The sequence below is a fragment of the Macrococcoides goetzii genome, from assembly GCF_002742385.2.
Classification (GTDB): domain Bacteria; phylum Bacillota; class Bacilli; order Staphylococcales; family Staphylococcaceae; genus Macrococcoides; species Macrococcoides goetzii.
Window position 1 is genome coordinate 12,091 of record NZ_MJBI02000007.1, and the last position, 16,311, is coordinate 28,401.

The following is a 16,311-nucleotide window of genomic DNA, read 5'->3' on the forward strand; positions in this document are numbered from 1 at the left end:
AGTACAAGTTGCTCGTTGGTTAATTTATTAACTATGAATTTTTATATATTTTTATCTGATACAATAGGCTCCGCTACATCTTCACCCATCTTTTTCTTAGCGAAGTTTGAGAAGATTAATGTTAATACGATAGGTAAGACGATTGCAATAATCATACCGATTAAGAATGTACCACGGAAACCATCATTGATTGAGATGATACCAGGAACACCTCCGACACCAACTTTACCTAATACTTGTTGAGAACCAAAAATTGCGCCAACAATACCTGTCGTAATCACTGCTGCGATAAATGGATATTTTAATGGAATGTTAACACCGAACATTGCTGGTTCTGTAACTCCTAACCAACCTGAGATACCAGAAGTTAATGCTAAACCTTCTTCTTTAACCATTTTTTTGCGTTTATATAAGAACCAAGCTGCAAATGCTGCTGAACCTTGAGCAATATTTGAGATTGCTAAGATTGGCCATAAGTAAGTTCCGCCTAACGGAGAACTCATTAACTGGAAGTCAACTGCTAAGAACATATGGTGTAAACCTGTAATTACAAGTGGTGCATATACCAGGCCGTATACTAATCCACCTAACCATCCAGCTGATTCAAAAATCATTTGAATGAAATCAGTGATTTGTGTACCTAACCATAATGCTACTGGACCAATAATGATAAATGATAAGAAACCAACTAATAATAATGAGACAGGTCCTACAACTAACATCTTAATTGAATCATGAACACGTTTATTTAACCATCTCTCAACTTTAGCTAAAACCCACGCCGCGATTAATACCGGTAAGACTTGACCTTGATAGTTTAATTTATTAATCATCAAACCAAATACATCCCATTGAGGAATCTTTGTTAATTCACCTGTTTCTGCGTTACCTAACGAGTATTGAGAAGCAAGTCCAGGGTGACAAAGAATTAGTCCAAGTACTAAACCTAATAACGGACTACCACCAAACACACGCATCGCACTCCAACCAATTAATGCTGGTAAGAAGATGAATGGTGCTGCTGCAATGAAGTTAATGATTTCTGCTAAATCTTTTAATTGTGGGAACATTTCCACTAAAGATTGCTTACCGAATAATCCTCCCGCTGTTAATACGTTGTTTAAACCTAATAATAAACCGGCTGTTACGATTGCAGGTAAAATTGGAATAAATACATCACCTAACGTTTTAATTGCGCGTTGTAACGGGTTCATCTTTTCTGCTGCTGCTGCTTTTACATCATCTTTTGAACTTTCTCCAACACCTGTTTCATCAACGAATACTTTGTAAGCTTCGTCAACTGTACCTGGTCCAATAACGATTTGGAACTGGTTATTCGCTGCAAAAGATCCTTTCACTAAATTGATTTTATCTAAAGCTGCCTTATCTACTTTTGATTCATCTTTTAATGCTAAACGTAATCTTGTAACACAGTGCGTTGCTGCTGATACGTTATCCTTACCACCAATTGCACCAATAATGTCTTTTACTTCTTGTCTGTTGACTGCCATTCTGGTCAACTCCTTTGTTTTAATATGCATTCATTGTACACTGTCTATACAAGTATGTAAAGGTTTTCTGAAAAGGTTTTCAACATTAAAATTTTTATTTAAATATTATTTTTTTACACATTTTATTCCGATATAGATGTATGATATTGATATACAAGTAACGAAGGAGATGTGAATGACATGGATAATAATCCAGTATTATTGCAGCATAATAATTTCAGCAGCACTTTAATGTCATTGAACGGTGAAATAGTGTACAAATCTAATGAGAAGCAGGTTTTTCCCTCTGCAAGTTTAATCAAATTACCAATCATGTTATATATCTTCGATCAGCGTTTGCATGATTTAGAGACAATCATTCCAATCGATGAAAAAGTGGAAGGTGCTGGTGTGACGCCTTATTTATCACAAACTGAATATACTGTTCACGATTTAGTTACGTTAATGATTATTGTGAGTGATAATCGTGCAACAAATACATTGATTGAATGGATTGGTATGGATTTTTTAAATGCATATTTCCTGCGCAATAATCTTGGTGATACGAAACTGCAAAGAAAGATGATGGATACTGAGCGTCGTGCACTTGGATATGATAACTTTACATCTGCAAACGATATATTCCAAACGCTGTCACTCATAAAATCGCATGAGCAATTTAAAGCGATGTTTCAAATTATGAAACAGCAACTTTTAAAAGATAAGACTTTGATGTATTTAACAGATGAAACAATAGAATTTGGAACAAAAACAGGTGACTTCGATAATGTGCATCACGATGCAGGGATTGTTAGATTTAAAGACAACGAAATTATCTTTGTTGTCTTAACAGATCATGATGATGCTCAATTCATTCATCAGGCATTCCATGACCTAGGTTTATACTTTCAATCATTAATAAAGTCATAGACTCGGCTTGCACCCACATATATATCTGAGTATAAACCAGATTCAATTGTTCTTTCTTCAATTGCATTCGGTGTATTCGGTGAATGAATCATAAACCCGTTGCCAATATAAATGCCGATATGCGATATTTTATCGATATCTTTAGCATTAGAGAAATATACTAAGTCTCCTGGTATTAAATCTTGTTTATCGATTGCTTTCGTTGCTAAATACTGTTCATGCGCATCTCGTGGTAAGATAAAACCAACATGACGATACATATGATAAACAAAACCTGAACAATCATAACCGTAACTAGACATGCCACCCCACAAGTAACCTAGATCAATATACATTGAAGATGCTCGATACAGTTCGCGAAAACTTGGGTTCTGCTCAGGAACCCTATGTTGCTGTATTGCGACGGCATCTTTTTTTAGTTTTAATTGACCGTCCGGACTATTAACATATACATCGTCATCTTCTATGTAGTTAATAGGTAATGTTGTGTTGAATGGTAGCACATAGAAAGGCATATCTTCTTTATAACTTAATGTCTTCGGCACAATAACACGTGCATATTGAATATTATCTGTTACTTCTATTTCACCAATATGAGATTTTGGAATAAATCCAGGATAACCACGATTATCACTTTCTGATGCTTGTTCCACACACACAACTTTACACCATTCATCACTCTCTTCAATCACTTCAAGCGGTTCTCCGTACAAAAGTTGCGTATCAATTCTAGAATCATCACAAAACGATAATTTCTGTTCTAAATTTAATTTGAGTAACCACTTTTGAATGTTTACTGGATAATCCGTTGCCTCAGAATCGATATCTCTAGCTTTACCTATACTACGCCATACTGTACTTACCGGTACTTTACAAACTTTCTGCATCTCTTAACGCCTCCAATAGTTTTTCATTATCGATACCTAAACCGTTTCCTTCACTCAAACTTACTTTCGGTCCATCATATGTGATACCGCCTGAGATTGTTTTTTCTTTCAACATACAAGGTGCATCAAAATCTATCTTTTCTATATTAAGCGCGAGTGCTAAGTGCATTGCTGCTGTAAGTGCTATATGTGACTCCATCATCGATCCAAGCATACACTGAATACCTTTAGCTTGTGCCACTTGATGAATCTGAAGTGCACCGTATATACCTCCTGACTTCATGAGCTTAATATTAAACCACGATACACTACTAAGCTCTGAGATTAACGCTGCATCATAGACATCAAACAAACTTTCATCTGCCATAATGGGTATATCACTTGATTGTGCTATATTAGACATCTCTAAATAATCTTTTCTATACATCGGCTGCTCAATACAATCTACTTCAATATGTTCATGCTTTAAATAATCAATGAAACGGAAAGTATCCTCTTTACTCCATCCCTGATTTGCATCAATCGCTAACTTTAAATCTGGCACTACATCGCGAATAGCGTGTATCCTCGCCATATCTAGATCTACATCATTACCAAGCTTCACTTTTAAAGCTTCGAATTTTTCTTCAGCATACATAACAGCATCATGCGTCATTTCTCCTATACCATTCAAACTTACAGTATGACTTGTAGTTAATTTATGTGCACTAGCACCTTTGTTTAAATATTGATAGAGCGGTAAATTTGCTTCTTTTGCCAGCAAATCATAAATTGCCATGTCCAGTGCCGCTTTGGCACTCGTGTTATTCACAATACCGGTCTGGATAATTGGCAATAAGTCTGTTGATACTTTTTGTCCAACGAGTTTTGATCTTAAATACTGTATCGCTGCGACAATACTTTGAACCGTATCACCGGTAATAACAGGAGTAGGTACCGCTTCTCCTACTCCTATCGCCCCAATATCAGTTTTAATAAATACAATGATACTTTCAATCACATCTGTTTCACGAAGTGCAGTTTTGAACGGCTTTTTGAGTTTTGAAATTTGTCGTTTAATAACGATATCTTCAATAATCATCCCATCACCCCATAAATTTTCTGAATATTCTATAATTATATCAGAAAATAAAAAAATGACTCAAAATTAATTGAGTCATTTAATATATATAAAACGATGTAATTAGTCTAAATAATGGCGGAGGAAGAGGGATTCGAACCCCCGCGAGCCGTTAAGCCCCTGTCGGTTTTCAAGACCGATCCCTTCAGCCGGACTTGGGTATTCCTCCAAATAAGACAATATCAATCTTATAATAAACTCATAATACTGTCAATAATATTTACTAAGAAATATTAAAAAAATTAATATGTAGAGGCTTCAACGTGTGAAATCTTCCAATCCTTTTCAAATTTCACCATACTCATCGTTAATTCAAGCGGCCATGTATTTCTTGAGCCATAGATTCTTGCGTCTACTTTATTTTGTGCTACTAATGTTGCTTTTTTCTCTTTTAATATAATTTCGATATTTTCTTCTTTTGTAGAATAATATTTCATCGACTCATCTTCTATCGCTCGTAACCATTCTCTTTTCGGCTGCCTGACACCTGTCATATGCACTAATACACTACCATCCATCAATAAACCATCAATTGTATCAGTGTCTCTTTCAATCATCGCTTCATACAATTTTTTATATACTGTATAAACTTCTTGTTCAGGAGTATCCATAACATCGCTCCAATCATTTCTTTTATCGTTCCTATACCCCGAATAAATTAATATTACTCTATATATTTTGTTTTCATTTAATTTTTTTAATTTTTAAAAAATCTTTATATGAAAGCCTGCAATATAATATAAAAAAGGATGAGATTTAAAATCCCATCCTCATATTATATTAAGTTGTAGATAATTATTCTTCTGTTTGAATGTCTGTGGCAATTTCATTAATCGCTTCAGCACATAACACTGTACCGTAAGCAATTGCAGATGCACCAAGTACTTTAAAGATACCGTTCATTTCAATCACTCCTCTAATAAATATAACGATTGGCTGAAATTACTTTATCATTACAGTCATTATTGACTATAATGCACTTTACCCCCTTTTAATATAATTAAAACAACCTGCTTAAATACTTACAGATTCCAGAACTAATTGTATTTTTTAATCACAGTACCATTAGGTAAACGCCTAAAAAGACCTCACAACCATTATGGCTGTAAGGTCTCTTAAATTTATTATTCTATTCCCACTCAATTGTACTTGGAGGCTTAGATGTAATATCATAAACAACACGGTTAACGTGTGCTACTTCGTTTACGATACGGCTTGATACTTTTTGAAGTACTTCCCAATCGATTCTAGCGAAGTCACTTGTCATACCATCGATACTTGTTACGGCACGTACACCTACTGTATAGTCATACGTTCTGTAATCTCCCATAACACCTACTGAACGGATGTCAGGTAATACAGTGAAGTATTGCCAGATTTCTCTTTCAAGTCCTTCCTGAGCAATTACTTCTCTTAAAATCGCATCAGATTCACGTACGATTTCAAGCTTTTCTTCAGTAATTTCACCTAATACACGAATTCCAAGACCCGGACCAGGGAATGGTTGACGCCATACTAAATGTTCAGGGATTCCTAATTCAATACCTAACGCACGTACTTCATCTTTAAATAATGTATTAATCGGTTCGATTAACTCAAACTGCATATCTTCCGGTAATCCACCCACGTTGTGATGAGATTTAATCGTTTGTGCAGTCTTTGTACCTGATTCAATGATATCTGTATAAAGTGTACCTTGTGCTAAGAAATCCACACCTTCAAGTTTCGATGCTTCATCATCAAATACGTATACGAATTCATTACCGATAATTTTACGCTTTTGTTCTGGATCAGATACACCTGTTAATTTACTCATAAAGCGTTCTTTCGCATCAACACGAATAATATTCATGTTGAATCCTTCACCAAACTGCTTCATAACCATATCGCCTTCGCCTTTACGTAATAAACCGTGATCGACGAAGATACATGTTAACTGATCTCCAATTGCTTTATGGATTAATACTGCAACTACTGATGAATCTACGCCACCACTCATCGCACATAATACTTTTTTATCTCCAACTTTTTCACGGATCTTCTCGATTTCGATATCGATGAAGTTTTCCATTGTCCATTCACCTGTACATTTACAGATTTCACGGATAAAGTTACGTAATAAGTCATTACCATATTCTGAATGACGTACTTCAGGATGGAATTGAACACCATATAAATTACGCTCAGCATTCTCAATCGCTGCGTATTTACAACTTGGAGAATTTGCGATCATTCTGAATCCTTCAGGAATATTAATTACTTTATCACTATGACTCATCCAGACAGTTTGTTCTTCTGGTAATTTTGTAAATAGTGAGTGTGTTTCTGCAGTAATGATTGCTTTACCGTATTCACGTTCATTGGCACGTTCTACAGTTCCGCCTAATAATTTTGTCATTAACTGCATACCATAACAAATACCTAATACAGGTACACCTAAATTAAAAATCTCAGGGTCAACTGTAAATGAGCCTTCTTCATAAACTGAATTTGGTCCACCAGAAAGAATAATACCTTTTGGATTCATCTTCTTAATTTCTTCGATTGAAATTTCATGATCGTGAAGTTCTGAATAAACACCCATCTCACGTATACGACGTGTGATTAACTGATTATACTGACTTCCAAAATCAAGAACTAATATAAGTTCCTGTTCAAATGCCATTTCCATAGTTTGTTCTCCTTTTAGTTAAGTTAAGTTTATTATAATGTAATTTGTCGTTTGAAGATATTCTTACATTGAATAGTTTGGAGATTCTTTCGTAATTTGAACGTCATGTGGATGACTTTCGATTAATCCAGCACCTGTCATACGAATAAACATTGCTTCTTCACGTAAAGCTTCTAAGTCTTTTGAACCAGTATAACCCATACCGCTTCTTAAACCGCCCATTAATTGGTATACAGTGTCCTGTAAAGCACCTTTATACGCGATACGTCCTTCAATACCTTCTGGTACAAATTTCTTCGCATCTTTATCTTCCTGGAAGTAACGGTCTTTAGAACCTTTTTCCATCGCGCCAAGTGACCCCATGCCACGGTATACTTTGTATTGACGGCCCTGGAAGATTTCAGTATCCCCAGGTGATTCAGTAGTTCCTGCAAGTAATGATCCTAACATTACTGCATGTCCACCGGCAGCTAATGCTTTCGCGATATCTCCAGAGAATTTAATACCACCATCTGCAATAATTGCTTTTCCATGTTTCTTCGCTTCTGTTGCTGCATCATAAATTGCAGTAATTTGTGGTACACCAACACCAGCTACAACACGTGTTGTACAAATTGAACCTGGTCCAATACCAACTTTAACAACATCCGCGCCTGCTTCGATTAATGCACGTGTGCCTTCAGCTGTGGCAACGTTACCTGCGATTAATGTTACTTCAGGGAAATGCTTCTTAAGTTCAGAAACCATCTCTAGTACACCTTTAGAATGACCATGTGCTGTATCGATAACTAAAGCATCAGTTCCCGCTTCAACAAGTTTAGTCGCACGTGTAATCGTGTCTTTAGCAATACCTACCGCTGCTGCTACTAATAAACGGCCGTGCTCATCTTTTGCAGCATTTGGGAATTCAATGACTTTCTCGATATCTTTAATTGTAATTAAACCTTTTAAATGACCTGTTTCATCAACAATCGGTAACTTTTCAATTTTATGTTGTTGTAACATTTTTTCAGCTTGTTCTAATGTTGTTCCTACTGGCGCAGTTACTAGATTTTCACTTGTCATAACATCTGAAATTTTAATCGAATAATCTTCAATAAAGCGTAAATCACGGTTCGTTAAAATACCTACAAGTTTCATCTCTTCTTCACTATTCACAATTGGCACACCTGAAATACGGTATTTACCCATTAAATGTTCTGCAGCGAATACTTGCTCATCTGGTGTTAAATAGAATGGATTTGTAATAACACCGTTTTCTGAACGTTTAACCTTTTGAACTTCATCAGCTTGTTGTTCGATACTCATATTCTTATGAATAACACCAAGACCACCTTGACGCGCCATTGCAATTGCCATCTTTGCTTCTGTAACTGTGTCCATACCTGCTGATAACACTGGAATCTTTAAGTTTAAACGCTCTGATAAAGAAACGCTTAAATCTACAGTGTGTGGTAATACTTCTGAATGACCTGGCACTAATAATACATCATCAAATGTTAAACCTTCTTTTTGAAACTTGTTTTCCCACATAATTAACTTGACCTCCATATATTTTTAAAATTTTAGTAGTTCTATTATTTCACATTTTCACGTATTTGTTTATCTTTTAATCCGTTAAAAAATAAATTAAGGATAATGGCAGTAAATGTACCGATAACAATTCCATTTTGTGTCAACCATTCATAGTCACTACCAAACTTACTGAACGCTTCTGGAACGGTTGTAATCCCTAATCCAATACCGACAGATACTGCAATAATCAACAGATTATCTTGTCTTGTGAAATCAATTGCACCAAGCATCTTTACACCATATGCCATGACCATACCGAACATGGCAATCATTGCCCCACCTAGAACAGATGTCGGAATAATCGTCGCAATTGCACCAAGTTTCGGAATAGAACCACATAACAATAGTAAACCGACCATGCCATACATCACTTTATTTGATTTCACACCTGATAATGAAACGAGTCCTACGTTTTGTGAATATGCCGTATAAGGAAATGCATTGAAGATAGAACCTAATACAATTGCAATCCCTTCTGCGCGATAGCCTTTAGAGATATCTTTTCTATCTATTTTTGTTTTTGTAATCTCACTCAGTGCTGAATAAACCCCTGTTGATTCAATTAAGCTGACGATTCCTACAATAACAAATAATAAAATTGAACCTATTTCAAACTTAAATCCTGCAAATCTAAATGGTTTCGGTAATTCGAACCAGTTCGATTCATGTACGGCATTTAAATTTACTAATCCAAAGAATGAAGCAATTACTGTACCGATGACTAAACCGAGTAATATCGCGATTGAACGGATAAATCCAGTAGATAATCTATGAATAACTAATATAATGATTAAAGTGATTAAACCTAACAAAATATTAAGCGGAGCACCGTAGTTCTTACTACCTTGTCCACCAGCAAGGTTATTCATCGCTACCGGCATTAACGTAATACCGATAATCGTTACAACACTACCTGTTACTACTGGCGGGAATATCTTTACCAGGTATGAAAAGAACGGTGAAATAAGTACGATAATAATCCCTGAAGCAAAGAGTGATCCATAAAGGACATCTATTCCGTGTTTTGAACCTACCATTATCATTGGGGTTACGGCAGTAAAGGTACATCCAAGTACTACAGGTAAGCCAATCCCGATACCTTTATATACTTGAAGGAATGTAGCAACACCACACATAAAGATATCGACAGAAACTAAATATGCCGTTTCTTGTGCACTAAATCCTAATGCATGCCCGACGATGATTGGAACAATAATTGCACCGGCATACATTGCGAGCAAATGCTGAATACTTAATAATAAATTTTTCATCTTATTCGCCTACCAATGTCACTTGATTATTATCTAAAGAAGCGATTCTACATAAACTTGTGACACTTAATCCTTTATCTATTAGTCTTTGGTATCCTTTTTGGAAGCTTTTTTCAACTACGATACCAACACCCGCGCAACTTGCCCCTGCTTGATCTACTAAATCATATAATCCGAGTGCCGCCTCACCATTTGCTAAGAAATCATCAATGATTAATACTCGGTCATTTTCATTTAAAAACTTTTTAGAGATAATAACATGATTCGTTTTATTCTTCGTATAAGAATGAATATCAGTCTGATAAACTTCTTCTGTTAGAGTACTAGGCTGTGCCTTTTTTGCAAATAAACAAGGAACATCAAAATGCAATGCTGCCATAATGGCTGGTGCAATACCTGATGCTTCGATAGTCAGGATTTTTGTAACGTTCTCATCTTTGTACGTTTCATAGAACGTCTTACCAATTTCATGCATCAATTTTGCATCGATTTGATGATTTAAAAATGAATCAACCTTTAGTATTCCTCCATCAATTACTACACCGTCTTCTTTAACTTTTTGTTGTAATAATTCCATAATGACCTCCATCACTTTATTAAAAATTGAAAAAGAATATAAAAAAAACTCATCTTAAATAAAATTTAAGATGAGTAATACGTGTATTTATATAAATAAATACAACTTTTATTACTCATAGTCACATCATTTACGGTAATGTGGTAGAAACGCTAAAGCCATATCCTTTAATTTATATGAGTTATTCTTATTTATAATATTTTATAGATAATATCAAAGTTATAAGCAATTAGCAATACCACTTCAAAATGACGCATTATTCAAAATAATCAGTATGTATTTATATTGAATTAGTTATTTTATTTAATGTTTTTAATGGCCATAATAACCGTGTTTACTATGAAATTCCCACTAAAACTTAAGATTTTTTAAAAGATTTTTAATTTTTTTTATGAAAAAAATATGCTTTTCTTCTATATATATGTCTCTATTAATTCTCTAAATTTAGAAAAAATTCTTTTTTATTTGTGTTTACCTTTTAAGTTCACGGGTATCTATTTAGCATAACAACAAAACAACAGTCATCAAGCAACGACAATACAAACAATTTGGAGGTACGATGAAAATGAGAAACTTAGAAACATTTTTAAATGAAGAAAGTTTATTACGTAGAATCGACCAACTAAAATCACAAGGTATTGCAGAGCATGACTTACATGTCATTTCTAAAAACAAATTAGATGGTTCAGCTTTAGATTACACAGATGTACAATTTAAAGATGCTGAAGGTTCTTTCGGTGATAAAGTGGCAGCATTCTTCACTGGAGAAGACCCACAACATCGCGTGTTTGACAAATTAGAATTAAGTGAATCAGAACGTGTAGAGTATGATAATGCTGTAGACAGCGGAAAAATTCTACTTTATGTAGATAACGATGCTTACTACAACGATAACACACCTGGCTTAGTAGGAAATCCTGATTCAGATGCAGATCATGCAGATTTACACAGAACAAACAACTTAAACAATGGAGAGGAAGTAGTAAATATGAATAACAATAACAATTACAATAACAGTGGATTAAGCTATGAAGAGTACAACAACTTATCAAGAGAAGAGCGTTTAAACTATTTAGATAGTGATTTAAGAGATCGTAACGACATTTCAGATGACGAAAAAATCCAATTACACGAAGAACGTTTACGTGTAAACAAAGATGTAGTTCAATCTGGTGAAGTTACAATCGACAAAAATGTAGTATCTGAGCGTCAAGAATTTGATGTACCAGTATCTCACGATGAAGTTACAATCGAACGTCGTAAAGTTAACGAAACTGCAGCTGATGGTCACTTCGATAATGATTTAGATGAAGAAACTATCCGTGTTCCATTAACTGAAGAACGCGTATCTATCGAAAAAGAAAACGTAGTATCTGAAGAATTATTAATCAAGAAAAATCGTGTAACTGACACTGAGCATGTTTCAGAAGAAGTTCGTCGTGAAGAAGTTGAAATCGACGATACAAATGCACACCGTCGTAACGATTTAGATAACGACTTAACTGACCGTCGTTAATTACAACATATAAATCTTTAGAAAAGTCCTTCGGGGCTTTTCTTTTTTTATGTAGAATTTCTAAAAGTGCTTTAAATGAGCTGAAGTGATACAATGAGAATATTAAATAATGTAAATGGAGTATTAAAATGAAATTTTTACATCTTACAGAACCGGATCATTATTTTCAGCAATGTATGGATTTATATAATGCTGAATTTGATTATGAAATCAGAGAACCTATTGAAGTATTTACACAATCTTTTAACGTTAAAAGAAAAGATGAAGAACGTTATCATTTTATCGCTGCTTATGAGGATGATACATTGTATGGGTTTATTGCATTCCATTTAGAAGTAACATATCGTATTGGCTACATCGTATATCTTGTCGTAAATCCAGAAGTACGTGGTAAACAAATAGCGCGTCAGCTTATGGATGAGGCTGAAGATATTATGGTGAAACTTTGTGAGAATAATGGTACTGTACTCGAACACATTATGCTCGAATGTGAAAAAGATGCTGATGGTAATAGTCCCCTTGACTCATTTTATAAGAAATTTGGCTTTTCAAAAACAAACTTCAATTATCATCAACCCGGTCTACATGAAGACAATCCTGTACCAATGAATTTGTATTTAAAAACAAGCAATAAAACAGAGGCACGAACAGCAATCGAACATATTTATCGTGTTAAATATATTCAATGTAATAATATTGATCCTAAAACAATCGATCATTTATTAGCTGAAATGTAATAAGAGATATATAGACAACATCTATATATCTCTTATTTTTATGATTATGTATAGCTACTTTAATATTTTACATAGCACTTCAAATGAAAGGTACGAGTTTATTTTATGATGCTCATAAACATCTAACATACCTTGATAAGCTTTGAGGCTTAACGGTTTTTTTGGAAGCGTGCTAAATAGTGATAAATCTATCTTTCCTTCATAATGACGCATTTCATGAAGATAAAAGAATGCGTATAACTCGTAATCTGTTTCTTCATTAAGATTAAATCCTAAGAAAGAAAAATAAGGATGTTCTTTTAATACTTCAATCTCACTTTTTGTAAGTGCCATATATGACTTTGTCATATGTGCATACATAGAAATTACTGTTTCCACAAATTCTGTTACATAAGAAGGTATTTTTTCATATTCTAATGCCAGTTCTTCCAGCAGAATATGACTTTGAGTGTCAAGACCATCTCTCACAATCTTCTGATGTAATCGATGCATTTCAGCATTTGGTGGATCAAGCTTTTCTAAGATTTGATAGATTTTGTACAAAATCAATCGGTTAAATGGATTCAATTCAAATGAATGATTTGTATCCAGCCAATTGTTCATATCGCTCAACCTCCCTCCCTAAATTTTATGTAATTATCAAAAGATATTAATAATTACAAAATTTATTATATTTACTTTTTATAACAATTTCAACATTTTAATTGTAAAATGACACTACGATTTACATTAAATTTTTATAATAAATATGAATTAAATATAAATTTTTTGAATATTTGATAAACATAAAAAATAAGCTGCAATCCTAATGGATTGCAGCTTATGAATTATATCTTATTGTTCATCTTTAACATATGGTAATAATGCCATATGACGTGCACGTTTGATTGCTACAGTTAACATACGTTGGTATTTAGCTGAAGTTCCTGTTACACGACGTGGTAAAATTTTACCGCGTTCAGAAATGAATTTTTTAAGCATTTCTACTTCTTTATAGTCGATATGTGTAATTCCGTTTGCTGTGAAATAACAAACCTTTTTACGACGACGACCGCCTCTTCTTGGTCCACCTGCCATGATTGTTGCCTCCCTTACTTACAATTTTCTTTATTAGAACGGTAAATCATCATCACTAATATCAATCGGTCCAGTTGCATTTGCAAATGGATTCGTTGATGGTGCTGATGTATTAGACTGTTGTTGATTGTTGTTATTATAATTTGATTGATAATTTTGCCCTTGAGATTGTTGTCCATAATCACCTTGATCATAACTAGAATAGTCTTGACTCGGGTCATTATTTGAACGGTTTTGATTTGCATTCTTCGGTTCTAAGAACTGTACTGAATCACAAATTACTTCCGTTACATATACTCTACGGCCTTCTTGATTATCATAACTACGTGATTGCAATCTGCCATCTACCCCAGCTAAACTACCTTTGTTTAAGAAGTTATTCACATTTTCTGCTTGTTTACGGAAAACGACACAGTTGATAAAATCAGCTTGTCTCTCTCCTTGCGCATTTGTAAATGTGCGATTAACTGCTAATGTAAATGTAGCTACTGACACGCCTGATGGTGTGACTCTGTATTCTGGATCTTTTGTTAAACGACCTACTAATACAACTCGGTTAAGCAAATAAATCGCCCCCACATGTTAGGTTTATTTTTCTTCTTCGCGTATAACGATATGACGGATAATGTCATCGTTGATTTTTGCTAAACGATCGAATTCGTTTGTAGCAGCATCAGTTGAGTTTACTTTAACGATTTGGTAGAAACCTTCTTTAAAATCGTTGATTTCGTAAGCTAAACGACGTTTACCCCAATCCTTTGATTCGATGATTTCCGCTCCGTTAGAAGTAAGAATCTCTTCGAAACGCTCGATTAAAGCTTTCTTAGCATCTTCCTCAATGTTCGGACGTACGACATACATAATTTCGTATTTTCTCATCTTTTACACCTCCTTATGGTCTATGCGGCTTTATTATTTAATAAAGCAAGGAATAATTTTCATTACTCACAATAGAGAATTATAGCATAGTTTACTTTTTTCATCAATCATTTGTTTTATAAATTACTGATGAACTTCATTTAACTGATAAGTTACCATTTCTTTTGAATAGAATAATTTAATATCACCAGTGCGATGCAGGTATACATATTCTTCATAATCTGAATCATCAGGATTTATTTCATCTGTTTCGATAATGTCTAAATAGCGTATCGCAGTCTTTGGAAATGAGACTTTATTATAGATTGAATCATTTAGTTTCACCGGTTCAGATAATGATACTGCCTGTACTAAATAATGATATGTAACATGATATATCGGGTTTACTTTATCTTCAGACTTAATAATAACTTTGATACAGTATATGATTCGTTTTAATGGTTGCATGCTATGCTCCTGTTTGTTTAATTATACGTTAAATCTAAAATGAACAACGTCGCCATCCTGCATGATATAATCTTTTCCTTCTAAACGTACACGACCCGCTTCTTTTGCAGCAGTCATACCATTATGTTCAATTAAATCATCATAGCTTACAGTTTCTGCTCTGATAAATCCACGTTCAAAGTCAGTATGAATGATGCCTGCACATTGAGATGCAGTCATACCACGTTTAAACGTCCACGCACGCACTTCTTGTACACCAGCTGTAAAGTAAGTAGCAAGACCTAATAAATGATATGAAGCTTTAATCAATTTATCTAATCCAGATTCTTCAATACCTAAATCTGCTAAATATTCTTTTTTATCTTCTTCATCTAATGCTGCTAATTCTTCTTCAATACGTGCACTGATAACAATTACTTGTGAACCTTCATTATCAGCATATGCTTTAATTGCTTTTACATGTTCATTTTCTTCACCTGCAACTAAATCATCTTCAGATACATTTGCTACATATAACATTGGCTTTGCAGTTAACAAGTGCATGCCTTTAACAATTTTCTCTTGCTCCGGAGAGAATTCGATACTTCTTGCAGGACGTTCATTCTCTAAAGCTTCTTTAATAATTGCTAAGATTGATTCTTCAGCCATTGCTTCTTTATCTTTTTGTTTTGCCATCTTCTGAACACGAGTATAACGTTTCTCAACAGATTCTAAGTCTGCTAAGATTAACTCCATGTTAATAACTTCAATATCATCCACAGGATTTACTGTTCCTGATACATGCGTGATATTCTCATCTTCAAATGCACGAACAACTTGACAAATCGCGTCAACATCACGGATATGAGATAAGAATTTGTTTCCCAATCCTTCACCTTTAGAAGCACCTTTAACGATACCAGCGATATCAGTAAATTCAAATGCTGTTGGTACTGTCTTTTTAGGTGTTACTAATTCAGTTAACTTATCTAAACGTACGTCTGGTACTTCAACGATACCAACGTTAGGATCAATCGTAGCAAACGGATAGTTCGCTGCAAGTGCTCCTGCTTTCGTAATTGCATTAAATAATGTTGATTTTCCTACGTTTGGTAATCCTACAATTCCTGCTGTTAAAGCCATAATTTCTTCTCC

The 16,311-nt window shown here is 34.3% G+C and carries 17 protein-coding genes, 1 tRNA gene and 1 riboswitch; of the genes, 3 read left to right on the forward strand and 15 right to left on the reverse strand.

Annotation, left to right across the window (positions count from 1 at the left end):
• Positions 1-41: 41 nt before the first annotated feature.
• Positions 42-1,511 carry a PTS system trehalose-specific EIIBC component gene (gene treP / locus BFS35_RS11385; RefSeq protein ID WP_099581601.1) on the reverse strand — a complete coding sequence of 490 codons (1,470 nt, stop codon included), beginning with the start codon at positions 1,509-1,511 and terminating at the stop codon, positions 42-44.
• A 180-nt stretch (positions 1,512-1,691) separates the two neighbouring features.
• On the opposite strand from treP, the gene BFS35_RS11390 reads away from it, so the two are divergent.
• Positions 1,692-2,420, forward strand: coding sequence for a serine hydrolase (locus BFS35_RS11390; protein ID WP_099581603.1), 729 nt, complete (start codon positions 1,692-1,694; stop codon positions 2,418-2,420).
• Here BFS35_RS11390 and BFS35_RS11395 read toward each other — a convergent pair.
• The 8 genes from BFS35_RS11395 to xpt form a co-directional block, all read right to left on the reverse strand.
• Entirely contained in the window at positions 2,399-3,307 is a 909-nt protein-coding gene (locus BFS35_RS11395) for a C40 family peptidase (RefSeq protein WP_099581605.1), read from the reverse strand. The two genes, BFS35_RS11390 and BFS35_RS11395, sit on opposite strands and share 22 nt — an antisense overlap.
• Entirely contained in the window at positions 3,291-4,388 is a 1,098-nt protein-coding gene (locus BFS35_RS11400; RefSeq protein ID WP_099581607.1) for a dipeptide epimerase, read from the reverse strand. The genes BFS35_RS11395 and BFS35_RS11400 overlap by 17 nt, the downstream gene beginning before the upstream one ends.
• Before the next feature lie 115 nt (positions 4,389-4,503).
• Positions 4,504-4,596, reverse strand: a tRNA-Ser gene (locus BFS35_RS11405).
• A 73-nt stretch (positions 4,597-4,669) separates the two neighbouring features.
• Positions 4,670-5,038, reverse strand: coding sequence for a nuclear transport factor 2 family protein (locus tag BFS35_RS11410; protein ID WP_099581609.1), 369 nt, complete (start codon positions 5,036-5,038; stop codon positions 4,670-4,672).
• A gap of 518 nt (positions 5,039-5,556) precedes the next feature.
• Positions 5,557-7,098 carry a glutamine-hydrolyzing GMP synthase gene (gene guaA / locus BFS35_RS11415; protein ID WP_099581611.1) on the reverse strand — a complete coding sequence of 514 codons (1,542 nt, stop codon included), beginning with the start codon at positions 7,096-7,098 and terminating at the stop codon, positions 5,557-5,559.
• Between the two features lie 63 nt (positions 7,099-7,161).
• Positions 7,162-8,631, reverse strand: coding sequence for an IMP dehydrogenase (guaB, locus tag BFS35_RS11420; protein ID WP_099581613.1), 1,470 nt, complete (start codon positions 8,629-8,631; stop codon positions 7,162-7,164).
• Positions 8,632-8,675: 44 nt separating this feature from the next.
• On the reverse strand, positions 8,676-9,944 hold the full coding sequence (locus BFS35_RS11425; protein ID WP_099581615.1) for a nucleobase:cation symporter-2 family protein: 1,269 nt from the start codon (positions 9,942-9,944) through the stop codon (positions 8,676-8,678).
• A gap of 1 nt (position 9,945) precedes the next feature.
• Entirely contained in the window at positions 9,946-10,521 is a 576-nt protein-coding gene (gene xpt, locus BFS35_RS11430; protein ID WP_099581617.1) for a xanthine phosphoribosyltransferase, read from the reverse strand.
• Positions 10,522-10,619: 98 nt separating this feature from the next.
• A riboswitch (purine riboswitch) is annotated at positions 10,620-10,721 on the reverse strand.
• A gap of 359 nt (positions 10,722-11,080) precedes the next feature.
• On the opposite strand from xpt, the gene BFS35_RS11435 reads away from it, so the two are divergent.
• Together BFS35_RS11435 and BFS35_RS11440 are read left to right on the forward strand one after the other, a co-directional pair.
• Entirely contained in the window at positions 11,081-12,037 is a 957-nt protein-coding gene (locus BFS35_RS11435; protein WP_240628434.1) for a YsnF/AvaK domain-containing protein, read from the forward strand.
• Positions 12,038-12,165: 128 nt separating this feature from the next.
• A complete protein-coding gene (locus tag BFS35_RS11440) occupies positions 12,166-12,774 on the forward strand; it encodes a GNAT family N-acetyltransferase (RefSeq protein WP_099581619.1) in 609 nt (202 codons plus the stop codon).
• A 54-nt stretch (positions 12,775-12,828) separates the two neighbouring features.
• Here BFS35_RS11440 and BFS35_RS11445 read toward each other — a convergent pair whose 3' ends face one another.
• The 6 genes from BFS35_RS11445 to ychF form a co-directional block, all read right to left on the reverse strand.
• Positions 12,829-13,377 carry a YfbU family protein gene (locus BFS35_RS11445; RefSeq protein WP_099581621.1) on the reverse strand — a complete coding sequence of 183 codons (549 nt, stop codon included), beginning with the start codon at positions 13,375-13,377 and terminating at the stop codon, positions 12,829-12,831.
• Positions 13,378-13,608: 231 nt separating this feature from the next.
• Positions 13,609-13,851 (reverse strand): 30S ribosomal protein S18, encoded by a 243-nt coding sequence (gene rpsR / locus BFS35_RS11450; RefSeq protein WP_096077771.1) that lies wholly within the window; start codon positions 13,849-13,851, stop codon positions 13,609-13,611.
• A gap of 33 nt (positions 13,852-13,884) precedes the next feature.
• Entirely contained in the window at positions 13,885-14,415 is a 531-nt protein-coding gene (ssb, locus tag BFS35_RS11455) for a single-stranded DNA-binding protein (RefSeq protein WP_099581623.1), read from the reverse strand.
• Between the two features lie 24 nt (positions 14,416-14,439).
• Positions 14,440-14,730 (reverse strand): 30S ribosomal protein S6, encoded by a 291-nt coding sequence (gene rpsF, locus BFS35_RS11460; RefSeq protein WP_096077769.1) that lies wholly within the window; start codon positions 14,728-14,730, stop codon positions 14,440-14,442.
• 123 nt (positions 14,731-14,853) lie between these two features.
• On the reverse strand, positions 14,854-15,177 hold the full coding sequence (locus BFS35_RS11465; RefSeq protein ID WP_099581625.1) for a hypothetical protein: 324 nt from the start codon (positions 15,175-15,177) through the stop codon (positions 14,854-14,856).
• Between the two features lie 21 nt (positions 15,178-15,198).
• Entirely contained in the window at positions 15,199-16,299 is a 1,101-nt protein-coding gene (gene ychF, locus BFS35_RS11470; RefSeq protein WP_099581626.1) for a redox-regulated ATPase YchF, read from the reverse strand.
• Positions 16,300-16,311: the final 12 nt, after the last annotated feature.